General features: G+C 70.5%; 20 protein-coding genes. 14 read left to right on the plus strand and 6 right to left on the minus strand.

Annotation, left to right across the window (positions count from 1 at the left end; genetic code table 11):
* Nucleotides 1–119: 119 nt before the first annotated feature.
* From ACQP1K_RS00905 to ACQP1K_RS00925, 5 genes are all read left to right on the plus strand, one after another.
* Nucleotides 120–1,679, plus strand: a complete 1,560-nt coding sequence (locus ACQP1K_RS00905) for an ABC transporter substrate-binding protein (protein ID WP_433498953.1) — start codon at nt 120–122, stop codon at nt 1,677–1,679.
* Between the two features lie 82 nt (nt 1,680–1,761).
* Entirely contained in the window at nt 1,762–2,745 is a 984-nt protein-coding gene (locus tag ACQP1K_RS00910; RefSeq protein ID WP_433498954.1) for an ABC transporter permease, read from the plus strand.
* A gap of 155 nt (nt 2,746–2,900) precedes the next feature.
* Nucleotides 2,901–3,680 (plus strand): ABC transporter permease, encoded by a 780-nt coding sequence (locus ACQP1K_RS00915; RefSeq protein ID WP_433498955.1) that lies wholly within the window; start codon nt 2,901–2,903, stop codon nt 3,678–3,680.
* Nucleotides 3,677–4,687: an ABC transporter ATP-binding protein gene (locus ACQP1K_RS00920; RefSeq protein ID WP_433498956.1), complete on the plus strand. Its 1,011-nt coding sequence runs from the start codon at nt 3,677–3,679 to the stop codon at nt 4,685–4,687. Before ACQP1K_RS00915 ends, ACQP1K_RS00920 begins: the two co-directional genes overlap by 4 nt.
* On the plus strand, nt 4,674–5,528 hold the full coding sequence (locus tag ACQP1K_RS00925) for an ABC transporter ATP-binding protein (protein WP_433498957.1): 855 nt from the start codon (nt 4,674–4,676) through the stop codon (nt 5,526–5,528). Before ACQP1K_RS00920 ends, ACQP1K_RS00925 begins: the two co-directional genes overlap by 14 nt.
* A 106-nt stretch (nt 5,529–5,634) precedes the next feature.
* Here ACQP1K_RS00925 and ACQP1K_RS00930 read toward each other — a convergent pair whose 3' ends face one another.
* Nucleotides 5,635–6,294 (minus strand): class F sortase, encoded by a 660-nt coding sequence (locus ACQP1K_RS00930; protein ID WP_433498958.1) that lies wholly within the window; start codon nt 6,292–6,294, stop codon nt 5,635–5,637.
* Between the two features lie 180 nt (nt 6,295–6,474).
* Between ACQP1K_RS00930 and ACQP1K_RS00935 the strand changes: the two genes are divergently transcribed.
* Both ACQP1K_RS00935 and ACQP1K_RS00940 read left to right on the plus strand, forming a co-directional pair.
* On the plus strand, nt 6,475–7,632 hold the full coding sequence (locus tag ACQP1K_RS00935; RefSeq protein ID WP_433498959.1) for a glycosyltransferase family 2 protein: 1,158 nt from the start codon (nt 6,475–6,477) through the stop codon (nt 7,630–7,632).
* A gap of 2 nt (nt 7,633–7,634) precedes the next feature.
* On the plus strand, nt 7,635–7,799 hold the full coding sequence (locus ACQP1K_RS00940; protein WP_433498960.1) for a hypothetical protein: 165 nt from the start codon (nt 7,635–7,637) through the stop codon (nt 7,797–7,799).
* A gap of 126 nt (nt 7,800–7,925) precedes the next feature.
* On the opposite strand, the gene ACQP1K_RS00945 is transcribed toward ACQP1K_RS00940, so the two are convergent.
* A complete protein-coding gene (locus tag ACQP1K_RS00945; protein WP_433498961.1) occupies nt 7,926–9,392 on the minus strand; it encodes a benzaldehyde dehydrogenase in 1,467 nt (488 codons plus the stop codon).
* A gap of 568 nt (nt 9,393–9,960) precedes the next feature.
* Nucleotides 9,961–10,794: an IclR family transcriptional regulator gene (locus ACQP1K_RS00950; protein ID WP_433498962.1), complete on the minus strand. Its 834-nt coding sequence runs from the start codon at nt 10,792–10,794 to the stop codon at nt 9,961–9,963.
* 147 nt (nt 10,795–10,941) lie between these two features.
* On the opposite strand from ACQP1K_RS00950, the gene ACQP1K_RS00955 reads away from it, so the two are divergent.
* Together ACQP1K_RS00955 and ACQP1K_RS00960 are read left to right on the plus strand one after the other, a co-directional pair.
* On the plus strand, nt 10,942–12,543 hold the full coding sequence (locus ACQP1K_RS00955) for an aldehyde dehydrogenase family protein (RefSeq protein WP_433498963.1): 1,602 nt from the start codon (nt 10,942–10,944) through the stop codon (nt 12,541–12,543).
* 238 nt (nt 12,544–12,781) lie between these two features.
* Nucleotides 12,782–13,135, plus strand: a complete 354-nt coding sequence (locus ACQP1K_RS00960; protein ID WP_433498964.1) for a hypothetical protein — start codon at nt 12,782–12,784, stop codon at nt 13,133–13,135.
* Nucleotides 13,136–13,306: 171 nt separating this feature from the next.
* Here ACQP1K_RS00960 and ACQP1K_RS00965 read toward each other — a convergent pair whose 3' ends face one another.
* The gene (locus tag ACQP1K_RS00965; RefSeq protein WP_433498965.1) at nt 13,307–14,374 is read right to left on the minus strand and encodes an ABC transporter substrate-binding protein; all 1,068 of its coding nucleotides are present in this window, start codon (nt 14,372–14,374) and stop codon (nt 13,307–13,309) included.
* A gap of 127 nt (nt 14,375–14,501) precedes the next feature.
* On the opposite strand from ACQP1K_RS00965, the gene ACQP1K_RS00970 reads away from it, so the two are divergent.
* Genes ACQP1K_RS00970 through ACQP1K_RS00985 form a run of 4 tightly spaced genes read left to right on the plus strand, consistent with a single transcriptional unit; the run spans nt 14,502 to nt 18,308 of the window.
* Complete coding sequence (locus ACQP1K_RS00970) at nt 14,502–15,584, plus strand: FecCD family ABC transporter permease (protein WP_433498966.1); 1,083 nt, start codon at nt 14,502–14,504, stop codon at nt 15,582–15,584.
* Entirely contained in the window at nt 15,581–16,609 is a 1,029-nt protein-coding gene (locus ACQP1K_RS00975) for a FecCD family ABC transporter permease (protein ID WP_433498967.1), read from the plus strand. Before ACQP1K_RS00970 ends, ACQP1K_RS00975 begins: the two co-directional genes overlap by 4 nt.
* Before the next feature lie 29 nt (nt 16,610–16,638).
* The gene (locus tag ACQP1K_RS00980) at nt 16,639–17,502 is read left to right on the plus strand and encodes an ABC transporter ATP-binding protein (RefSeq protein ID WP_433498968.1); all 864 of its coding nucleotides are present in this window, start codon (nt 16,639–16,641) and stop codon (nt 17,500–17,502) included.
* A gap of 59 nt (nt 17,503–17,561) precedes the next feature.
* Complete coding sequence (locus ACQP1K_RS00985) at nt 17,562–18,308, plus strand: hypothetical protein (RefSeq protein WP_433498969.1); 747 nt, start codon at nt 17,562–17,564, stop codon at nt 18,306–18,308.
* Nucleotides 18,309–18,339: 31 nt separating this feature from the next.
* Here ACQP1K_RS00985 and ACQP1K_RS00990 read toward each other — a convergent pair whose 3' ends face one another.
* Nucleotides 18,340–19,917, minus strand: coding sequence for a DUF2235 domain-containing protein (locus ACQP1K_RS00990; RefSeq protein WP_433498970.1), 1,578 nt, complete (start codon nt 19,915–19,917; stop codon nt 18,340–18,342).
* 123 nt (nt 19,918–20,040) lie between these two features.
* The gene (locus ACQP1K_RS00995; RefSeq protein WP_433498971.1) at nt 20,041–22,632 is read right to left on the minus strand and encodes a penicillin acylase family protein; all 2,592 of its coding nucleotides are present in this window, start codon (nt 22,630–22,632) and stop codon (nt 20,041–20,043) included.
* Nucleotides 22,633–22,952: 320 nt separating this feature from the next.
* Here ACQP1K_RS00995 and ACQP1K_RS01000 point away from each other — a divergent pair, with 320 nt between their 5' ends.
* Nucleotides 22,953–23,402: a lamin tail domain-containing protein gene (locus ACQP1K_RS01000; RefSeq protein ID WP_433498972.1), complete on the plus strand. Its 450-nt coding sequence runs from the start codon at nt 22,953–22,955 to the stop codon at nt 23,400–23,402.
* Nucleotides 23,403–23,421: the final 19 nt, after the last annotated feature.

Genomic DNA, 23,421 nt, shown 5'->3' on the forward strand with positions numbered 1-23,421 from the left:
GATGCCTCCGACACTCTTGGTAATGAGATGTAGTTGCAAAGGATTTGCAATAAGGTGCCAATGCGTTCTACCTTCGGCCCATGTCGTCCGTCTTGGTCCGTTTTGCCGTGCTTGTTGCCGTGACTACGCTTCTCGGCCTGTCCGCCGCGTGTTCGGCACCGTCGGCCTCCGACGAGTCCGGAGGAAACGCCCGGCGGGCCGCGGCCGGCGACGGCTTCGTGCTCGGTCTCGGTTCCGAGCCCGACAACCTCAACCCGGTGCTCGGCTACGCCCCGGACGGGGGATCGCTCATCTTCGACGGTCTGGTGTCCCGCACCGCTGACCTGGAGCTCAAGCCCGCTCTCGCGGCGGAGCCGCCGAAGACGGACGACGCGGGCATGACCGTCACCTTCAAGCTGCGCACCGATGTCCGCTTCCACGACGGCACCCCGCTGACCGGCGCCGACGTCGCGTACACGTATCAGGCGGTGCTCGACGAGAAGAACAACTCCAGCCTGCGCAGCGACTACGCGGCGATCGAGTCCGTCGAGGCGCCGGACCCGGAGACCGTGGTGTTCCACCTCAGGTACCCCTACGCGGCCTTCCTGCAGCGCGCCACGCTGGGGATCGTGCCCGATGGGAGCCTGGACCGGCCCGGCTTCAACACCAGGCCGGTCGGCACCGGCCCGTACCGCTTCGTGTCCTGGACCCCGGGCGACAAGATCGTGCTGGAGGCCGATCCGTCCCATTGGAACGGTGCTCCCGCCATCGAGAAGCTGGTCCTGGCCTACGCGGCCGACGACAACGTCCGGGCGACCAGGATGGCGGCGGGCGAGTTCGACGCCACGGTGCTGGCGCCCAAGGCCGCCGCGCGCTTCGACGGGACGGCCGGCATGACCGTCTACCGGGTGCCGAGCGCCGACTACCGCGGCGTGATGTTCCCGATGGAGGCCCCCGTCACCGGGGACAAGGCGATCAGGAAGGCGATCAGCCTGGCGCTGGACCGGTCGGCGATGGTGAAGACGATCCTCGCCGGGGCCGGCGGCGCCGCTTTCGGCCCGGTCGCCCCCGGCACCTCCTGGCACAACGCCGCCGTGCAGGGCTCCGAGACCGCCGACCAGGCGCGGGCCGTACAGGTCCTGGAGCAGGCGGGCTGGCGGGCCGGGCCGGACGGCATCCGGGTCAAGGACGGCACCCCGGCGCGGTTCACCCTCATGTATCCGGCGGGCGACTCGCTGCGCAAGGAGCTCGCCCTCGCGGTCGCCTCCGACGCCAAGCGCGTCGGCATCGAGATCGAACTGGCCGGGCTTGACTGGGACGCCATCTATCCGCGCATGGCCGAGGACGCCCTGCTCATGGGGTACGGGACGCCGTTCGACCCCGATCACACCAACTATGAGCTGTTCCACTCCGACTTCGTCGGCCAGGAGCCGTTCAACCCCGCCCGTTACCGGGACTCCGAGGTCGACGCGCTGCTGGAGCGTGGGCGGCGTACGGCCGACCCCGCGGTGCGCAAGCAGGCGTACGACGCGTTCCAGCAGCGGATCAGGGACGAGGAGCCCTGGGTCTACCTCGTCTATCTCCAGCACGTCTACGTCGTACGCGGTGAGTGGACGGGGATCACCCCATCCGTGGAGCCGCACGAGCACGCCACCGGCGGGCTGTTCCGCGACATCGCCGAGTGGAAGCCCGCGACGTGATCTCCGGAACCCGCTGCAGCACGCCGTTCCGTACGGCGGAGCCGACCGCCCCCCGGTCCGATCCCCCCGCTGAGCTCGCCGCATGAGCAGGGCGCTGGCACGGATGGCGGTCTGGCGGGTGGCGTTCGCCGTGCCACTGCTCCTCGCGGTCACGGCGGGCATGTTCGCCCTGGCCAAGGCGTCGCCGTTCGACCCGATCCGGCAGTACCTCGGGGACCGGGCGCAGACGACGAGCCCCGAGGTCACCGCGCGGATCAGGGAGAACTGGGGCCTGGACCGGCCGCTCATCGAGCAGTACCTCGACTGGCTCGGGAGCCTGCTGCGGGGCGACCTCGGCGAGTCGCGGAGCCTGCACCGGCCGGTCGTCGACGTGATCGGCGAACGGCTGGGCTGGTCGCTGCTCGTCGTCGGCGGCGCCATCGTGGTCATGCTGATCGTCAGCCTGGCCGTCGGGGTGCTGGCCGCCTGGCGGCGGGACTCCTGGCTCGACCGCTTCATCACCGGGACGGCCTACGCCAACGAGGCCGCCCCGGTCTTCTGGACCGGCCTCATCGCGATCTGGATCTTCGCGGTGCAGCTGCGCTGGCTGCCCTCGGGCGGGCTCACCGACGCCGCCGCGACCACGGTGCGACCGGGCGACGTGCTGCGCCACATGATCCTTCCCGTGGCGGTGCTGGCCTTCTCCCAGTCCTCCTGGCTGCTGCTGTTCGTCCGCGAATCGCTGATCAACACGTTGCGTGAGGATTTCGTGACCGGTGCGCGCGCCCGCGGCCTGCGCGAGCGGACGATCCTGGTCAGGCACGCGCTCAGATCGGCGCTGCTGCCGTTCATCACCCTGCTCGGCGCGCGCATCCCGGAGCTGGTCACCGGCGCGATCCTGGTCGAGACGATCTTCTCCTGGCCGGGCGTGGCCGGCACGTCCGTACAGGCCGCGCTCGCCGCCGACTTCCCGCTGCTCGCGGCGCTCACCCTGCTCGCAACGCTCGCGGTGGTCGTCGGAAACCTGCTCGCCGACGCGGCGTACGTGATCGCCGATCCGCGGGTCCGCGTCCTGGGGGTGAGCTGATGACCCAGACCTTCGATTCCGATACCCGGACGGGCGGACCGGGAAGACCGGGAAGACCGGGGAGATCGAGCGGACTTTTCCGCGGAGGCCCGGCACCCCGGCGAGCCACGGGGAGACGCCGCAGGTCGCCGCGGCTCGCGGCGGGCACGCTGATCGTGCTCGGCCTGGCCGTGCTCGTGGTGCCGCTCGTCGCCCGGCTCGACCAGCAGCTGGTCGATCTGGGCGCCGCCTCCCTGTCCCCACGGCTCGCGCATCCGTTCGGCACCGACGAGATGGGGCGGGACGTACTGCTGCGCGCCGTGTACGGCCTGCGGGTCTCCCTGCTCGTCGGGCTCGTGGCGGCGCTGGTGTCGGTGACCATCGGCACCCTGGTGGGTCTCGTCTCCGGAGCGCTCGGCGGGATCGCCGACCGGATCATCATGCGGGTCGTCGACGGCGTCAACTCCATTCCCCATCTGCTGCTCGGCATCTTCATCGTCGCGATGATCAGGCCGAGCGTGGGCGCCGTCATCGTCTCGGTGGCGCTCACCCACTGGACCACCACCGCCCGGATCATCCGTTCTGAGGTGCTCACCCTGCGCTCCCGGTCGTTCGTCGACGCGGCGATCTCCGGCGGCTCGGGCAGGCTGCGCATCGTACGCCGCCACTTCCTGCCGCATCTGGCGCCTCACGTCGCGCTCGCGGCGGTGCTCATGATGCCGCACGCGATCTGGCACGAGACCGCGCTCAGCTTCCTCGGCCTCGGCCTGCCGCCCCACCTCGCGTCGCTCGGCAACATGATCAACGATGGGGCCGGGTCGCTTCTCGCGGGCAACTGGTGGGCCTCGCTCTTCCCCGGACTGTTCATCCTGCTGCCCACCCTGGCCATCTCGGCCCTGACTCAGCACTGGCGGGACCGGACCGGCCCGCGCCGGCGATCGGAGCTTCAGCTGTGAGCCACACCTCCACGAGAAGCCGCACCTCCCCGAGTTCTGGAACCGCCGGCATCGGTTCCCGGCTGCGCGTCAATGGTCTGTCGGTCCGCTTCCGTATCTCCGGGGTCGATCGGGACCGGTCGACGGTCCACGCGGTGACCGACGCCCGATTCGAGGTGCGGCAGGGCGAATGCCTGGCCCTCGTCGGGGAGTCGGGCTGCGGCAAGTCGGTGATGGCGCACGCCCTTCTCGGGCTGCTGCCCGCCAACGCGGAGGTCACCGGGGCGGCCCGGCTGGAGACCGGCGGAGCCGAGCCCGTCGACCTGGTCGGGGCGCCGGAGGCCGTACTGGCCCGCCGCGTGCGCGGCCGCATGATCGGTCTCGTCCCGCAGAGCCCGGCCGCGCATCTCACCCCGGTTCGTACGGCCCGAGCCCAGCTCGCCGAGGCGCTCAGAGAGCTCGGCAGGCCGTCAGGCCCGGACGATCTGGCCGCCCTCGCCAGACGGGTCGGGCTCCGGCCGGCCGATCTCGGCCTCTATCCCCACCAGCTCTCCGGCGGGATGGCGCAGCGGGTGGTGAACGCCCTGGCGCTGGCCGGAGATCCCTGGCTGATCGTCGCCGACGAGCCCACCACCGGCCTCGACCGGCCCCTCGTCCAGACCATCGTGTCCGAGCTGCGGCGGCTCACCGACGAGGGACGGGCCGTCCTGCTCATCACCCATGACCTGCGCGCCGCCGAGCAGGTCGCCGACCGGGTCGCCGTGATGTACGCCGGTCGCATCGTCTCGCTCACCTCAGCGGCCGAGTTCTTCGCCCGGCCCCGCCATCCGTACGCCGCCGGACTGCTGGACGCGCTGCCCTCGCGCCGCTTCACCCCCATCCCCGGCCATCCGCCCGAGCTCACCATGCTCCCGGCCGGGTGCGCGTTCCGGCCACGCTGCCACCGGGCCACCGCGGCCTGCGAACGGCTGCCGGAACTGGACGAGGTCGCCTGCCATCACCCCCTGGAGCACCATGTCGCCTGCTGAAGGACTTTCTGCTGAAGGGCTTTCTGCCGAAGGGTCGCCTGCTGAAGGGCTGCGCGCCGAAGGCGTCACGGTCGTCTACGACCGCCGCCGGGTCCTGGACGGAACGTCGTTGACCGTGCGCCCGGGGATCGTGACCGGGCTCGCCGGTCCCAGCGGGTGCGGCAAGTCCACGCTCGCCAGAGTCCTCGCGATGCTCCTGCGCCCGGCGGCCGGCCGTCTCACCGTCGACGGGACGGAGGTCCGCCGCTGGCGCCACCGCGCCGGCCTGCGCACCCGGGTCGCGCTGATCTTCCAGCAGCCCAGGCTCGCCGTCGATCCCCGCTTCACCGTGCTCGACGTCATCGTCGAACCGCTGCGCGCGGCGGGCCGCCCGGCCGCCGAAGCGATCGCCCACGCCGAGCGGCTCGCCGACGAGATGGGCCTGACCGCCGACCTGCTCACCCGCCGCCCGCATGAGGTCTCCGACGGGCAACTGCAGCGTGCCTGCGTGGCGCGGGCGCTGGCGCTGCGGCCGCGGTACGTGATCTGCGACGAGATGACCACCATGCTCGACGCGTCCACGCAGGCCCACCTCGTCGCCCGCCTGGAGAGCTACCGGCAGGAGACGGGCGCCGGCGTGCTGGCCGTGTCCCACGACACCGACCTTCTCGCCCGCTGGTGCGAGGCGGGCGCCGTCCACCGTCTCCCGGCCCCCGACGGCACGGAACGGGGCTCGCCGGCTTCCCTGCCGGACACGGGCTCATCGGCCTCCCGGCCGGACACGGGCTCATCGGCCTCCCGGCCGGACACGGGCTCGTCGGCTTCCCGACCGGACACGGGCTCGGAGGACGGCGGCCGGTAGACGGTGGTCCCCGTACACGACGCGGTTTCGATCGGGGCGTACGGCCACCCGCGTCCGGCGTCGGGCGGCTCCGGCGCGGGGCGGCGGGACAGGGCGAGCGCTCGCCTCACGGTGCGCCGCTCCGTCGCGCCGTCTTCTGCTCGGGGTTCCGCTTCGTGGCGATGAGGTGGGCGTACACGATGATGTTGTCGACGTAGTGGCCGTCGCCGGCGTCGAAGCGTCCGCCACAGGTGATCAACCGCAGGCCGGGGAACTTGATCCTCCCGTAGACCTTCTGTGTGGGAAAACGGTCTTTCGGCACCCTTTCCAGAGCGTCGACCTGGAAGGTCAACCGGACGCCGTCCTTCCTGACGACCTTGACCGTGTCGCCCGGCCTCAGCTCGCCGAGCCGATAGAAGACCCCCGGCCCGTCCTTCGAGTCCACATGACCGGCGATGACAGCGGGTCCGGTCGAGCCGGGAGAGGGGCCGAGCCGGTACCAGCCGGCCTCGTCCACTCGGGAGAGCGGCGGCACCTCAAGTGTTCCGTCCGGGTTCTTCCCCAGCGTCATGAGGTCGGTGCGCACTCCGATCTTCGGAATCTCCAGCGTGACCGGTGGAGCCGACTTCAGCGCACGGGCCGTCGGGCCGGGGCGTGCCAGTGGACTCGACGCGCTGAGCGGCGGTGCGGGCGGTGCGGCCCCCCGATCGTTTGATCGGCTGAGAAGGAAGACGGCTGCACCCGCCGCAAGCAGGAGCACGAGTGCGATGCCTGCGATTCGGGGCATTGGTCCTCTTTCAAGCGAGATGCAAGTGACAGGCGATACCCCTATTATGTGTTTTTTCTAGGTAAAATGTCCCTATACGTCACTGACGCCCTGCCTGTGTACGGTCTAGGGCTATCAAGCACCTTGTCATGAACTGGGCGGTTCCAAGTGGTTCAGTCACGCACTCTGCGCGGACCGCACGTGATTCGACGTGTCACGACGGATGGTGCCGGACCACGCGGCCGCGTCGGCCGCCACAGGGGACGGAAGGGCGCCGACGGGAAGCGCGACCTGCCGGCCGTCCCGGAATCGTCCATGCGGGTCACCGTGCTGGTTCCGGCGCACAACGAAGAGGACCAGATCGCCGAGACGCTGATCTCGCTCCGGCGACAGCAGCGCAGACCCGATCGCGTCATCGTGATCGCCGACAACTGCGGCGACGGGACGGCGGAGATCGCGAGGGCGCACGGAGCCCAGGTGATCGAGACCGTGGGGAACCGCCACAAGAAGGCGGGTGCGCTCAACCAGGTTCTGGAAGTCCTGCTCCCGTCCATGGGAACCCGGCATGCGGTGCTGGTCATGGACGCCGACTCGGCGCTCGACCCGGGTTTCCTCCACCATGCCGTCGCCAGGCTGGCCACAGGGAAGTTGGCCGCGGTGGGCGGCACGTTCACCGGGAAGCCCGGCGGCGGCCTGGTCGGCATGTTCCAGCGGAACGAGTACGCCCGCTACGCCCGGGACGTACGCAGATTGCACGGAAAGGCGCTGGTGCTCACCGGCACGGCGACGCTCTTCCGGGCCCTCGCGCTCAAAGAGGTCGTCCGCGCCCGTCGCAGCGGCCGGCTTCCCGGCCGGGATCAGGTGTACGACGTGCGCGTCCTCACCGAGGACAACGAGCTCACCCTGGCGCTGTTGCATCTGAAATTCCGCATCCTCTGCCCCGCGGAGTGCACGCTGACCACCGAGGTGATGGAGACCTGGGGGGATCTGTTCAAGCAGCGCCTGCGATGGAAGCGAGGAGCGCTGGAGAACCTCGCGGACTACGGCTGCAACCGGGTCACACTGCCCTACTGGGGGCGGCAGTTCCTCTCCCTGCTCGGCATCATCGTGATCTTCGCCTACCTGGGTGCCACGGCCTGGTCGATCATGGTCACCGGCGGGCTCCAGCTGCATCCACTGTGGATGGCGGTGACCGGCGTCTTCATCGTCGAGCGGATCGTGACCGTCCGGAGCCGGGGTGGCGGGCAGATGGCCGTCGCCGGGCTGCTCTTCGTAGAAATGATCTTCGATGTCTTCCTTCAGATAGCCCAGGCGAAGGCCTTCTGGGACGCCGCATGGCGTAGAGAAAGGAAATGGTAGATATGTACAACAATCCCCCGATTGGCGGGGTCGCTGCCGGCTTCGGTGGCGGCGCGCTGGCGGCTCCCTTTGTCGGCTGGAACGCGTTCTGGGTGGCACTCGGCGTGTTCACGCTGTTCTCCGCGGCCGTCGCGGTGAAGCGGATCATCCCGAAGCGGGAGTCGTGATCGGTACCTGACGCGGGCGGGAGGCTCCCGTCCCGGGCGACCGCACCCCCCGGTCGCCCGTTTCGTGCCGCGAACCGTCCGCCTGGCGGGGGTGGCCCGGCGGCGAGGGGGTGCGGGCCGCAAGGGTCAGAACGGGTATCGGGCGGGCTCGCCGCGCATGGTGATCCAGCGGGTCTCGGTGAAGGCCTCGATGTTGGCGGTCGCACCGCCGAAGCGGGCCCCGGTGCCGGAGGCCCGTACGCCGCCGAAGGGCGCGTTGGCCTCGTCGTTCACGGTCTGGTCGTTGATGTGCACGATCCCGGTGGGAATCTGCTCGGCGACGGCGAGCCCGTGCATGACGTCACGGGTCACGATGCCGAGCGACAGTCCGTACTCACCGGCCCCGGCCAGCTCCACGGCCTCCGCCACCGACGACACGCGGGTGACCGGCGCGACGGGGCCGAACACCTCCTCGGCGAAGGCGGGCGCGGTGAGGGGGATCTCCGCCAGCACGGTGGGCCGATAGAAGAGGCTCTCGTAGGATCCGCCGGCGGCGATCTGCGCGCCCTGGTCGGCGCTGGTCATGACCATGTTGTGGATCTTGTCGCGCTGTCCCGCGTCGATGACCGGTCCCAGCGCGACCTCGCCGGTCGCCGGGTCGCCGACCGAGAGCGCGTCCGCCTTCTCGGCGAGCCGGGACACGAAATCGTCGTACAGACGGTCGGCGACCAGGTGACGGCCCGTCGTCATGCAGATCTGGCCCTGGTGGAAGAACGACCCCCACGCGGCCAGGTTGACCGCGGCGTCGACGTCGGCGTCGTCGAGCACGAGCAGCGCCGAGTTGCCGCCGAGCTCGAGGTGCGCGCGCTTGAGGTGCCTGCCCGCGAGCTCGCCGATCCGGCGGCCCACCGCGGTCGAGCCGGTGAACGAGATGACCCGGACGTTCGGATCGGTGACCATGGCCTCGCCGACCTCGGCTCCGCCGGGCAGCATCTGCAGCACACCCGGGGGCAGACCGGCCTCCTCGAACACACGGGCCATCAGCGAGCCGCCGGTGACCGCGGTGCGGGGATCGGGCTTGAGTATGACCGCGTTGCCGAGCGCGAGCGCCGGGGCGACCGACCGGATGCCCAGGATGATCGGCACGTTGAAGGGCGCGATCACGCCGACCACGCCGGCGGGCATCCGCTGCGCCAGGGACAGCCGGGGCTCTCCCGACGGGAGGATCTCGCCGATGGCCTGGCCGGGCAGCGCGGCCGCCTGATAGCACTCCTCGGCGGCGACGTGCAGTGCGAAGCCGGCCATCCCGGGGACCGCGCCGACCTCGCGCACGTTCCACCCGCTGATCTCCTCAGCGTGCCGCAGCCACAGGTCGCCGGCCCGGCGGAGCACGGCCGCGCGCTCGGTGTGCGGCAGCGCCGCCCACTCCCTCTGGACCTTCGCCGCGGTCGAAGCGGCCTCGGCGACGTCCTCTCGCGTCGCCTGCCCCATCCGGCCGAGCTCGTTTCCGGTGGCCGGTTCGACGACCGGGTAGTCGCCTCCGCTTCCGGCGGTCCACTCACCGTTCTTGAAGATGTTCCCCTGCCAGTCGGCACCGTCGAGAAGTAGTCCCACAGCGGGCGTCCTTTCCTGTTGTCCTCAGTGGTTCGTTGCGCGGCACGGGTTCGAGGACGTCGCCGTCGCGGATGGCGGCTCCGGGGAGCTGCAACCCGAAACACCGGGGGGTTGCTCTATGAGGGATCAGGCGAATCGTCCGAGATCGCTCGACCGGCCGGTGGCCGGGAATGACCTGGACCTTCGGATATCGAGGAAGTTGCCCTGACCGTACGAGCACCCCAGGGCAGTGGCAACAGCGTGTTCCAAAGGTTCGAACGCGAATTTCCTCTTCAAAACCCCTTTGGGGGTGATCTTGTAGTTGCTCGCAGGTTTCCCTCGCCACCTGCGGAAATCCACTTCGTGATCTTGCAGTTTCTCGCAGCGATGGGCATCTGCCTGCGAGAACGGTCTCCGTGATCTTGCAGTCCATCTCCGATCGCCACTGCAAGATCACCAAATGCATCGTGCCTGGTCGGCAACCTTGACTGCGAGAAACTGCAAGATCACGACGGGAGAAGGTCCAGGTGGAGGAGGCCATGCGCGAGAAACTGCAAGATCACGGCGGGGGTGGGGGGTGGGGGGTGGGTCAGGGGGGCGGGCGGTGGCCGAGTCGCCGGGAGATCTCGGCGGCGGTACGCCGCAGGGCCGGCTCGACGCGCCCGGCCAGCGAGTCGACGGAGCTCGGCGCCATGGTCAGGTGGACGGCGATGTTCACCGCCGCGACGACCTCGCCGGTACGGTCCCTGACCGGCGCGGCGAACGACCGCAGTCCCGGGGCGAGCTCCTCGTCGTTGACCGCGACGCCGTTCTGGCGCACCTTGGCCAGGTCCGCCATCAGCTGCTCGCGGTTGGTGATCGTCTTGGGTCCTCTGCGCGCCATGTCGACGCGGTCAAGGATCTGCCGCAGCGTCGTCTGGTCCTTGTACGCCAGCAGGACCTTGCCCATCGACGTGCAGTAGGCGGGCAGCCGGGAGCCCGTGTGCAGGTTGAGGTCCATGGCCAGGGACGTACGGCGGTTGCTGCGCCGCCGATCGACGTAGACGACGTCGGGCCCGTCGCACAGGCCCATGCTGACGGTGTATCCGGTCTCGTCGGCGAGCGCCTGCAACAGCGGCGCTGCGATCCGGGTGAGCTCCATCGAGTCGATCGCCGCGAACCCGAGGTCCACCACCTTGGGGCCGAGGTGGTACTTCTTGGTCTCCGGGTCCTGCTGGACGTACTCGAGCTTGGTCAGCGTGGCGACGTACCGGTGCGTGGTGCTCTTGTTGAGGCCGACGGCCCGTGAGATGTCGGCGATCCCGAGGGTGGAGCGGTCGCCGGTGAACGCGGACAGGATGCGCAGGCCGCGCTCCAGCGACACGGAGAAGGAGGCGGAGGGCTCCGTACGGCCGCGGGGGTGTGAGGATTTCTCGGCGGTCACAAGCGCCAGAATACGGACAGAGCGTTTCACTCACTCGAACGATGTCTTGACCGACGGGCCGATCACGTGAACGCTTCTCGGTCAGCCGGCAGGGGCTGATGTGAACTGGTGCGAGTGGACGCGAGCGAGCGAGGCGAGGCGAGACGGATGGCGTCGGGGGAACGCATCGGGAACTCCATCGGCGACCTCATCGGGCGCCCGGGTGGAGACCTCACCGGGCACCCAGGTGGCTTCACCGGGCACCCAGGAGACTTCATCGGGCGCCCGGGTGGAAACCTCATCGGGCACTCCGGTGGAGGCTTCATCGGGCACTTCATCGGGGGTGAGTGGGTGCCCGCCGAGTCCGCCAGGTCGTACCGGAAGCGCTCCCCCTGGTCAGGCGAGGTCGTCGCCGACGTGGCGGCCGGCGACGGAGAAGACGCGCGGCGGGCCGTCGCCGCCGCCCACGAGGCATTCGAGAGCTGGGCCGGGGCGCAGCCCTGGCGGCGGCAGCAGATCTTCCTGCGCGCGGCCGACGTGCTCGAACGCCGCCGCGACGAGGTGCTCTGCTCCCTCGCCGTCGAGACCGGGTGCGGCCGCGTCTTCGGCGATGTCCAGGTCGACTTCACGCTCAAGCTCCTCCGGCAGGCCGCCCAGCTGGGCTACCGGCCGGTCGGGGAGCTGCTGCCCTCGGACGTGGCGGGCGGCAGGGCGGCGGCGATCCGGCGGCCGGTGGGCGTGGTCGCGGCGATAGCGCCGTGGAACGCCTCGCTCACGCTGGCCGGCCGGGCGGTCATCGGGCCGCTCGCCCTCGGCAACACGGTCGTGCTGAAGCCCTCGGAGGAGTCTCCGTACACGGGGGGCGCGCTCTGGGCGGAGATCCTCCAGGAGGCCGGCCTGCCGTCCGGTGTGTTCAACGTCGTCACCCATGCCCCGGGTGAGGCCGGGGCGGTGGGCGACGCGCTGCTCGCGAGCCGCCTCGTCAAGCGGGTCAACTTCACGGGGTCGACGCCGACGGGCAGGCGGCTGGCCGAGAAGGCCGGGACGTACCTGAAGCGTGTCGTGCTCCAGCTCAGCGGCCAGAACCCGCTGATCGTCACGGACGACGCCGATGTCGGGTACGCCGTGGAAGCCGCGGCCTACGGCGCCTTCGTCCACCAGGGGCAGGTGTGCATGTGCGCGCGGCGCGTCTACGTCGAACGGCCGGTGGCCGAGGAGTTCACCACCCGATTCGCGGCGAAGGCGGCGACGCTGCCGACCGGCGATCCCTCGGATCCGGCCACCGTGGTGGGCCCGGTGATCAACGAATGGGCCCTGGCACTCCTGGACCGCCGGGTCAACGAGGCGGTGGAGCTCGGCGCCCGCGTCCTGGCCGGTGGCGTCCCGGCGCCGCCGTGCTATCCGGCCACCGTTCTCGCCGACGTCCCGGACGAGGCCGAGATCGCGCAGGGGGAGACCTTCGGGCCGGTGGTGATCGTGGAGGTCGTCGACTCCGCGGAGGAGGCGGTGGCCCGGGCCAACGAGTCGGATCTCGGTCTGGCCGCGTCGATCATCACCGGCGACGTCCGCCGTGGTCTGCGGCTCGCGTCGAGGCTGGAGGCCGGCATCGTCCACGTGAACGACCAGCCCGTCAACGATGAGCCGCAGATGCCGTTCGGCGGGGTCAAGGACAGCGGCTGGGGCCGCTTCGGCCTCGGTTTCGCCGCCGAGGAGTTCTGCGAGCTCCAGTGGGTCACCGTACGGGACCAGGATCGCGAGTTCCCCTTCTGACGAGGGCGTTGGGCCCCTTCTCGCGGCGGAGAACGGCGCCGTCTCGGGTGCCGAGGGTTCTCGCCGTGTCCGCCCGCACGGGCGTGTACGACATGTCCGTTCACGACTTTCGAGCGGTTTCCGCCGCTCCGGCTCGGCTCGGTGGCCGACGCCTCGTTCACCTGTATGCTGCGCCATGCCGGGAAGGAGGCTGCTTGGCCGCATATGAAGCTCCTTGCCGGTTATGAGGAGGGGCTTCATGGCACGTTCGATGACCGTCGGCTGGACAGGCGCGATTCTCGGTGTTCTCCTGCTGGCCGGTTGCTCCTCCGACCAGTTGGGCGACCGCGGCGGCAGGGACGGCGCGCCGCCGGACAAGGTCGGCGACGTCGACCACATCGAGGTCTTCCGAAACGCGGACAATTTCCCCAACATCGCCCGCGTCTGCATCGAGGGTCTGGCCTTCGTCAGCACGTCCAGCGGGAAGCGCGGAGAGAGCGGCGTCGCCAATCCGGCGCTGCTGCGCGTCCCCGAATGGGACGCCAAGTGCCGGGGCCACGCGAAGCCCGGCACGGTCCCCGAGACGACCTCCCCGCCGACGCCGCTCGGCTGACGCCGTCGCCCGGCGTACCCCGAGGAGCGGAGCGGGAGGGAGCGAGGACCGCACGCCAAGCCCCGCTCGGCGGGGCCTGGCAGCGGACCGGAGCTTCCTCCCGGCGCAGCGACCGCGCCGATCAGGGAGTGTCCGTTACTCGACCGATGCTCTAAGCGTTCTCCGGATGGGTCAGCCGACCTTCTCGGCGTTCTGGATGGCCTTGGCGAGGTTCTCCAGCATGGGGGCGGCGCCGGTGTACGAGAGGCGGGGCACCCCGCCGTCCCACGACTCCACCTGGCCCGCCTTGACGGCGGCGAGCCGCGTCCAGGCGGGCTTGGCCGCGAGGGCGTCGGGCTGGAGGGCGCTGCTGCGGTTGTCGAGCATGATCACGTCGGCCTGGTACTTGTCGGAGTTCTCCCAGCTCAGGCTCTCGTAGTAGCCGCCGGTGTCGAGCTTGTCCGGCTGCACGAAGTCGACCCCGAGCTCGGCTAGGTAGATCAGGTCGGTGAGGGTCTTCGGGTTCGACACGTACAGCAGGTCGGGGCTGCCGGAGGCGGCCATGACCTTGATGCCGGGCTTGGCGGCCACCGCCTGGCGCACCATCTCGGACGCCGCCTCGAACCGGGCCTTGGCCTCGGCCACCTTGGGCGCGTTGAGGTCGGCGCCGAGGGAGGCGGCCAGCTCGGCGTACCGCTCGATCGGCTGGGTGATCGGCACCCGGGCGACGTTGATCGCGATGCTGGGGGCCAGCTTCAGGATCTTGTCCTTGCTCTCGTCCGGGACGTACCACAGCGCGCCGGGGTCGTACATGTGGGTGACGAGGAGGTCGGGTCGCAGGGTCGCGTACTTCTCGATGTTGAACTCGCCCCACACGTTGCCGACGATCGTCACCTTGTCGACGTCCAGGTCGCCCGCCATGGGGTCGGTGGTGCCGTCGTCCCGCACGGTCTCGCCGAAGACCCCGACGACCTTCTCGTCGAGGCCGAAGTCGACGAGGGCCGCGGCCGTGCCGGTGAAGGCGACGATGCGTGCGGGGGCCGTGTCGGCGGTGACGGTCTCCCCTCGGTCGTCCTTGAACGACCACGGCCCGGCGGCGCTCTCCTGTGCCGCCGGGGCGGACGACTGGGACGCCGTCCCCGAGCCGCTCGCCCCGCATCCGGCGAGCAGGACGCCGGCCGCGGCGGCGGCGCCCAGGGCCAGCAGGCGACGGCGGGATGGCCTGGGGGAGGTCGCCGAATGTGACGGAAGTTGCGACATGGGGTGGATCGTCCTTCTTTCCTGGCATAACCTTTGGTTAGCCTTACCTAATCGTGACCATAGTTTTAGGGTAACCTCACCTAAGTTGTCCAGCCAGTACGGCACGCCGCCTCTCCCGGAGACTCCCATGGTCGTCACACAGTCCCCCGAGGTGTCGCGAGCCTTCGTGCCGGCGCGGACGTCCACGGAGGAGTCCGTACCTGCCGATGGGGCGCCGGGGACACGGCACGCGCTGCGTGCGGCCGGTCTGCTGGGCGCGGTGCTCGTGCTCCTCGTCGTTGTCGTGCTCAGCATCGGCTTCGGAGCCAGGCAGCTTTCCGTCGGGGAGGTCTGGCACGGGCTCTTCGACGGGGGCTCGGCCGCCTCGACCGTGGTGCGGGACATGCGGCTGCCGCGTACGCTGCTCGGGCTGCTCGCCGGGATGGCGCTGGGCGTGGCGGGCTGCGTGATGCAGGCCCTGACCCGCAACCCGCTCGCCGATCCGGGCCTGCTCGGCATCAACGCGGGCGCCTCGGCCGCCGTGGCCACGGCCACCGCGGTCCTGGGGATGGCGGCGTTCGAAAGCTACGTGTGGTTCGCCATGGGCGGCGCCGCCGCCGTCTCGGTGCTGGTCTACGTCGTGGGCGGCGGGCGTGGCGCGACCCCGGCCCGGCTGACCCTGGCCGGCGCCGCGCTCAACGCCGCGCTCTTCTCCTACGTCAGCGCGATGATGCTGCTCGACGGCGACTCGCTGGAGAAGATGCGCTTTTGGACCGTGGGCTCGCTGGCGAGCGCGCAGACCGCGACGTGGGTCGGGATGCTGCCGTTCGTGGCGGCGGGTCTGCTGGTCGCGCTGGCGCTGGCCCGGCCGCTCAACGCCCTCGCGCTCGGCGACGACTCCGCCCGCGCGCTCGGCGCCCGCCCCGCCCAGGTGCGGGCCTTCGCGCTCCTCGCGGTGACGCTGCTGTGCGGGGCCGCCACAGCGGCCTGCGGCCCGATCGTCTTCGTGGGGCTGATGGTGCCCCATCTCGTCCGCTCGCTGACCGGCCCCGACCTGCGCTGGATGCTTCCCTACTGCGCGGTGCTCGCGCCCGTGCTCCTGCTCGGCGCCGACGTGCTCGGCCGGCTGCTCGGCAGTCCCGGCGAGTTGCAGGTGGGGATCGTGACGGCGGTGCTGGGCGGCCCGTTCTTCCTGTACTTCGTGCGCCGGGTCCGGATGGTGCGCGTATGAGTGTCATACGCCTTCCGGGGGACCGTTCCGTACGGGTGAACCCGCGGACGCTGGCCGTCGCGACGGGCTGCGCGCTGCTGGCGCTCGCCGCCGGCGTCCTGACGGTCGGCGACGGGGACTACCCGATGAGCCCGGCCGAGGTCCTGCGCACCATCGCCGGCGCGGGCACCCCGGCCCAGGACTTCATCGTCAACGAGCTCAGGCTGCCCCGGGTGGTCACCGCGCTGCTCGTCGGCTCGGCCCTGGCCCTGGCGGGCGCGCTGTTCCAGTCGCTCGTACGCAACCCGCTGGGCAGCCCCGACATCCTGGGCTTCACCCAGGGCGCTGCGACCGGCGCGCTCGTCGTGGTCGTCGCAGGCGGCGGCAGCCTGGCGCTGTCCGGCGGCGCGGTGCTCGGCGGCGTCCTCACCGGCGTCGTGATCTACGCCCTGGCCTGGCGGGGCGGACTCCACGGCCAGCGGCTCGTGCTGATCGGCATCGGCGCGGCGGCCATCCTCACCGGCGTGAACGGCTACCTGCTGACCAGGGCCCAGCACATGGAGGCGGCGCGTGCCGTGCTGTGGCTCACCGGCAGTCTGGACGGCCGGGGCTGGGACGACGCGCTGCCGCTGCTGGCCGCGATGGCCGTGCTCGTCCCGGCGGTGCTCCTCTGCTGCGGCCGGGCCCTGCATGTGATCGAGATGGGCGACGACCTGGCGAGGGGCCTCGGCATCCGGGTCGAACGCGTCCGCCTGATCATGCTGGCGGCGGCCGTGCTGCTCGCCTCGCTCGCGGCGGCGGCCGCCGGGCCGGTGGCTTTCGTGGCGCTGGTCGCGCCCCAGGTCGCCAAGCGGATGACCGGGGCGTCCGGGCCGAACCTGGTCGCCTCGATGTGCACGGGCGCCGGCCTGCTGGTGGCGGCCGACTGGGCCGCGCAGCGGCTGTTCGGTGAGCGCCTGCTCCCGGTCGGCGTGCTGACCGGCGTGCTCGGCGGCGGTTATCTCGTCTGGTTGCTCGCCGTAGAGCGCAGGGCAGGACGGATATGACGGAATCGGGTAGCCGGAAGGTTGAGGGAATGGGACACGAAGGCGCACCGTCACGGCTGGGCGGCAGCGGGCTGACCCTCGCCTACGACAGGCGGGTCATCGCGGAAGACCTGACCGTGGCCATCCCGGACCGGTCCTTCACCGTGATCGTCGGACCCAACGCCTGCGGCAAGTCCACGCTGCTGCGTGCCCTGTCGCGGACGCTCAAGCCGGCGGCCGGATCCGTGCTGCTCGACGGGCGGGACATCGCGGCGCTGCCCGCCAAGAAGATCGCCCGCGTTCTGGGCCTGCTGCCCCAGACGTCCATCGCACCCGACGGCATCACGGTCGCCGACCTGGTCGGCCGCGGACGCTATCCGCACCAGTCGCTGCTGCGTCAGTGGTCGAGGGAGGACGAACGCGTCGTGCGGGAGTCGATGGCGGCGACCGGGGTGGCCGATCTCGCCGCCCGCCCGGTCGACGAGCTGTCCGGCGGCCAGCGCCAGCGCGTGTGGATCGCGATGGCCCTCGCGCAGGAGACGCCGCTGCTTCTGCTCGACGAGCCGACGACCTATCTCGACATCGCGCACCAGATCGAGATCCTCGACCTGTGCGCGCGGCTGCACGAGGAGGAGGGACGGACGCTGGTGGCCGTGCTCCACGACCTGAACCACGCCGCCCGCTACGCGACCCACCTGATCGCGATGCGCGACGGCCGGGTGGTGGCCTCCGGGACGCCGAAGGACATCGTGACCGCCGACCTGATGCATGAGGTCTTCCGGCTGCCCTGCCGAGTGATCGACGACCCGGAGACCGGCACCCCGCTCGTCGTCCCCGCCGCCCGGCGGAGTGCCGCACGGGTGGCGGAAGGAGCCGTGGCGGAAGGCGCTGTGGCGGAAGGCGCGATGGCGTGAGCGTCGCCGTACGCCGAGTGCCTCCGGGAGATCCAGCACCGTCCCGACAGGAGAGATCAGTGCCGCTGCTCGACACCCTTTCGAAACACCTGGAGAGCCTCGCCGCCGCGCAGGGCGGCGTGCTGGGCGTGCCGCCGGGGCTGGTCGCGGACGACTCCCCGGGCTGGGTCAGCGCCACCGACCTGCTGCGGAAGCCGTACGACGGGCTGCGCGCACTTGTCGACGAGACGGCGGATCGGTGGGGCGCCGCGCCCCACGTGGGGGCGGCGCTGCTGTGGAAGACGTACGGCTACTGGCACACCCTCCCGATGGTGCTCGGCTGGGCGCTCGAGCGCCGGGTGCCGCTCATGCGCCTCGGCGACACGCTGGTCAGATCGTCACCGGCGGGGGTGACCGTCGCCGCCGCCGAGGTGACCGTCGCGGTCCTTCCCGACGATCCGCTGGCCGGCGCCCCCGGCACGATCGTCGTTACCGACCTGGCGGCGGCCATCCGCGGGTCGCTCATGGACGGCCAGCTCCCGTTGATCAAGGCGCTGAACGACCTGACCAAGGTGGGCGAGCGCTCGCTGTGGGGCTCGACGGCCGAGGCGATCGTCCACCCGATCACGCGCCTCGGCTCGGACGGCGCGGACGGCGGCGGGGCCGGGGCCTGCGGCGCTGCGGCGCGGCTGCTGGACGCGATCGGGGCGCCCGTGGCGGGGCTGGTCGTGCCCGAGGGCGACACCTTCCGCCGGCGCACCTGCTGCCTGTGGATCACCGTCGAGTCCGCGGACCCCTGCTCCACCTGCTGCGTTCGCCGGCCGTGACATCCGGCCGGACGACACGGCGCCGTCCTCGTCAGGCTTCCCTCGTCACGGTGAGCCGCACGCCGCCCTGGTTGTTCCCGTAGAAACCCCACGCGTCGTTGGCGAAGGCGTACAGGTATCCGCTCCTGGTCACCCGGTGGCGCGTGCCGGTCCCTATGGCGATGCGCTCGTGATCCCTGGTCGTGCCGTCGACGGTCATCGCGTCGTTGGCGACGACGCCGACGAGCGACATCCACGGCATGTCCTCCTCCCGGCGCGCGCCGACGAAGTCCGCCGTCCTGTTCCCTGTCACAAGCCGGAACAGCCTTTCGCCTCGGCCCAGCAACGTGCCCACGAGCCGGCCCGCCTCGGCCAGGGGATTGAAACGGCGAAGACCCGCGACGCCGGCGGGTCCGGACGGGATGCCGGCGTCCCGCCAGTGGCCCTCGGCGGTGAAGCGGTAGTCGCCGGCTTCGAGGTAGAGCCCCGTCTCGTTCCACGGCAGGTGGGCGAGAACCTCGACCGTCCTGTGCTGCCCTGCGGCGAGCACCTGGGTGGGCCGGTACGGCCCGCTGGTGATGGGCGGGTTCTGATATCGGTCGTACACCGACCGGTGGATCAGCGGACTCACCGCGTTCGGGTCGATCTCGGGTACGGCACGTGGCCGCGGCTGCAGGAAGATCTCGAGCACCGGCTTGATCGACGGGTAGAGCAGCGGCTCGAAGGCACCGAGTGCGCCGCGGTCGTCGTCGTGCAGGACGTCGAGCGGATCAGGCTTGATCTGGTCTTCCACGACCTTCTTGTGGAAGCCGAGATCGACCGCCTCGCGGGCTTCGTCGATCATCCACCGCAGTGCGCAGTCGCTCAGCCCCCGCTGGAGATGACCGCCGCCCACGTCCTGGTGACCACCGGGGAACCACACCTGCCTGACGACCTGCTCCGCGCCGTACGGTTCCGACCACAGCGTGGGCGTGTAGGGACGGCGGCGCTCGTCCATGGCCACCGCGTGGCGGCCGTGCTTGATGTGCGGGTTGAGCCGCAGGTCGTGGAAATCGTGCCGGTGCAGTGGATCCAGGAGATTGAGCCAGCCCAGGTAGTCCGGAATGCCGAGTGCGCCGACGGTTTCCCATACTCCGATGAAATGCACCGGAATTGCGGCGGAATCGTCCGGATCCCAGCGGAAAGTGAGACCGTCACGCCATTCACGGCTTCGGGATTCTTGCTCTCCTCGCCGGTACCCGTGGTCGTACAGATCCTTGACCTGAAGCCAGAGTGTCTCCTCATCCTTCTGCCCGGGATCGATCAACCCGCACGCCGATATCATTCCGGCGAGGCTGCGCACGGTGTAGGCGCCGCGACTGAAGCCGAAGAGCGATATGTCATCTCCGGGCTCGTATCGCGTGGTCAGCCAGAGATAGGCGTCCATCACGTTGTCGGACAGCCCGAGCCCGACGGCTCCTCCCAGCAGCCTGTTGCGCATCGTGCCCACGCCGGGCTGGTAGTACGCCGATTGGCGGACACCGTCCCCACTCGTTTCGGCCAGCGCGTTGTACAGCCGGCACACATTGGTGACCGACTGGATTTCCGGACTGTTCCAGGTACCGTCGCAGCACACGACGAGATGGGTCATGATTCCCCCGTGGTTTCCCGTGACACACCGGCCTCGTGGAGGCGTGGTCACACGATTCCCGAGGGGCGTCCGGCGGAAACTCGCCCTCGTATGTTGTGTTTCCCTTGTGCGGCGGTTCGTGCCTTATGGGGTGAGGGTGAGCGTGTCGGCCGCGTCTGAGCGGGCCGCCTTTTCAGAGGAGCGCATCGGGGTGGTCTTCCCGTCGGCCCACAGCTCGGCCTGGTCGTCGTAGTTGGCGTGGAAGGCGTGGCCCGATGCGCCGGTGAGGTTGATCCAGCGCGAACGGTCGAAGTCGGCCAGGTCGACGACCATGCGCATCGACGGCACCCAGTTCACCTCGTAGCCGTCCGGGGCGTCCCAGCCGGTCGCGTCCACGGTGTCCTTGCCGCCCTGGGTACGCAGCGGGCCGCGGTTGAACAGCCACTCGATCGGGCCGATGCCCGAGGTGCCGAACGTCTCGTGGGTGAGCTCCAGCGTGTGCAGATCACCCCACCGCCAGCCGGACCTGTCGTCGCCGAGCAGCCTGGCGAGCTCGGCCTTCGCGTCGGCCAGGGCTGCGGTGAGCATGTCGTCCCTGGTCTCGGTCCGGTCCGTGGTGCGTACGTCGTCCCACCACGGGTCGTCCGGCCGCTCCAGCAGGGCGCGGATCACCTCATACCAGCGGTCGCCGCCGCCGGGCCGGGCCGGGCCGGTCAGCTCGTCCTCGAACGTCCGCCGCAGCAGGTGCCGCCACACCGCGTTGAAGTAGGCGGCGCCGGCCGACTCCCGGTCCTGGCCGAAGTCCCAGCCGCGCAGCGGGTCGTCGGCGCCGACGCGCAGTAGATGCGGCACGAGCAGGGGGGCGAGACCGTTGTGGGTGTCGCGCTGGATGTCCCGCATGCTCTCGACCGAGACCTCGCCCCCGGCGAGTGCCTGCTCCAGCCTCTCGACGATGCGCTGGGAGCGATAGCCGTACGACCAGTCGTCGGTCAGGAACGGGCCGCCGTCCTCCTGGCGGATCACCGCGTTGTTGGCGGTGACGATGTAGCCCTCCCGCGGGTTGTAGACACTCGGCAGCTTCTCGAACGGGATGAATCCGCGCCACTCGTGCTCACCGGTCCAGCCCGGCGCGGGCCAGCGGCCGTCGCCCTTGGCGCGGATCGGGATCCGGCCCGGGGCCTGATATCCGATGTTGCCGTCCACGTCCGCGTAGATGAGGTTCTGCGCCGGGACCTCGAAGGTCGCGGCGGCCGCGCGGAACTGCTCGAAGTTCTCGGCCTTGTTCAGCAGGAGGATCGCGTCGGCGGTGCGGCCCGGGTCCAGCGCGGTCCAGCGCAGCGCGACCTCCAACTCCTGCGACGCGTCCTGCGACGCGTCCTGAGATGTGCCCGGCGTCGGCTCGTCCAGCTTGGCCGCGGCGCCCGGTACGGACGCTTCCGCGTCGCCGAGCACCCCGGAGATGATCGGCCCGTGCCCGGTGGTGCGCACGGTCAGGTCCACCGTCTCCCCGCCGGCGACCTCGATCTGCTCGACGCGGGTCTCCATGGGCTGCCATTCGCCCTTGAACCGGTAGGTGTCGCCCTTGGTCCGCTCCAGGTAGAGGTCGGTGACGTCCGGGCCGAGGTTGGTGAAGCCCCAGGCGATGCGGTGGTTGTGGCCGATCACCACGCCGGGCAGGCCGGCGAAGGTGTAGCCGGTCAGGTCGAAGGGACAGGCGGGGCCGCGCTGCCGGCAGTGCAGCCCCGCCTGGTACCAGATCGACGGCATGCGCGGGCCGAGATGCGGGTCGTTGGCGAGCAGCGGCTTGCCGGTCGTGGTGTGCGCCCCGCTCACCACCCACGAGTTGGACCCGACGCCGGCGAGGTCGCCACCGCTGCCCAGCAGGGCGGGTACGGCGCGCAGCGCCTCGGCCGTCCGCGCCAGAGCCCGCGTCTCCGGTCGCCCGGGTCCGGCCTGCCGCGTGACCCGCGTCATGCCGTCGGCGGCCGCCTCCGTGTCGCCGTCACCCGTGACGATCGGCCGGTGCCGGTCGAAGGGGTAGCCGGGGAAGAGTTGCTCGGCCCGGTCGACCGGGACGGAGGCTGCGGTCAGCGCCCGGTCCAGCTCGTCGTCCATGTTGGAGCGCAGATCCCAGGCCATCGCCTTGAGCCAGGCCAGCGAGTCGGCCGGGCTCCACGGCTCCGGGGTGTAGTCGCCGTTGGTCAGCTTGAGCACGGCGTACTCGAGGCTCCTTTCCACCGCGCCCGTGTGCTGGTCGAGCCAGGCGTTGACGCCCGCCGCGTAGTCCTCCAGGGCCTGACGGGTCTCGGGCATGAGCAGCCCGATCTCCTGCTCGGCGACCCGCCGCCAGCCGAGCGTGCGCACGACCTTGTCGATTTCGAGGGTGCTCGTGCCGAAGACCTCGGACAGTCGGCCGGCGGTGGTCTTGCGGCGGAAGTCCATCTCCCAGAAGCGGTCCTGAGCGTGGACGTACCCCTGCGCCTTGAACAGGTCGGACGGACTGTCCGCGTAGATCTGCGGGATGCCGTACGCGTCCCGATGGACGGTCACAGGCGAGGCCAGGCCCGGCAGCCTGATCTCACCGTCGAGCTGCGGGAACGACTGCCGCACGGTCCAGATCACCACGCCGGTTCCGGCGAGCGCCGCCACGAGGACCAGGACCAGGATCGTGGTCAGGAAGCGGGCGAACCAGCGAAGCGGACGCGGCAGACGAGCGAAGGGAGCGAACCTGACCACGGGCGACCTTTCGTGACATTTAGCCACAGCACGTGCGGCCATGGCACAGCCTGACCGGCAGCCGTGTAAAGCGGGTTACTTCCCGGTAGCGTTTCGGCTTCGCCCGCCGCGGTGACCGACGCCCGGGGACACCGGGACGATCGAGGCGGCGGTGCCTGGTCGATGGTCTCCTCCCTGCGGCGTGTGCGCCGTTCCCCGGCATCTCGGATTCCTTCGGGATTCGACGGGGACGGTGGAGATTCGTCCAAGAACGCGTGTCCTGCTTCTCCTAAAATGCGGCGGTACTCTGTCGTGCTCCCGAGCCTCAGAATGAGCAGAACGTGCGTCACATCCCCCTCGTCGTCGGCACATTCGCCGCGGCCATGGCCGTCCCCCTCGCCGCCGGTCCCGCACAGGCCGCCAGACCCACGGTCCAGATCACGAAGATCCACTACGACAGCCCCGGCAGCGATCGGGGCGGCAATCGCAGCCTCAACGCCGAATACATCACCATCCGCAACAACACCAAGAAGAAGGTCAGCCTGAAGGGCTGGACGATTCGTGACAAGGCCAACTTCCGTTACACGTTCGGAAATGTCAGCCTGAAACCCGGCAAGAAGCTGACCCTGCGCACCGGGCAGGGCCGGAACGGCACCGCGACCGTTTATTGGAACCGCCGCTGGTACGTCTGGAACAACGACCGGGACAAGGCATATCTGCGCGACGCCAAGGGAAAGCTCGTCGACTCCTGCTCGTACACGGGCACTCGGCGCGGCTACACCACCTGCTGACCGGGACGGTGCTCAGGGC

It is taken from the genome of Sphaerimonospora sp. CA-214678 (genome assembly GCF_050942215.1).
Lineage (GTDB): Bacteria > Actinomycetota > Actinomycetes > Streptosporangiales > Streptosporangiaceae > Sphaerimonospora.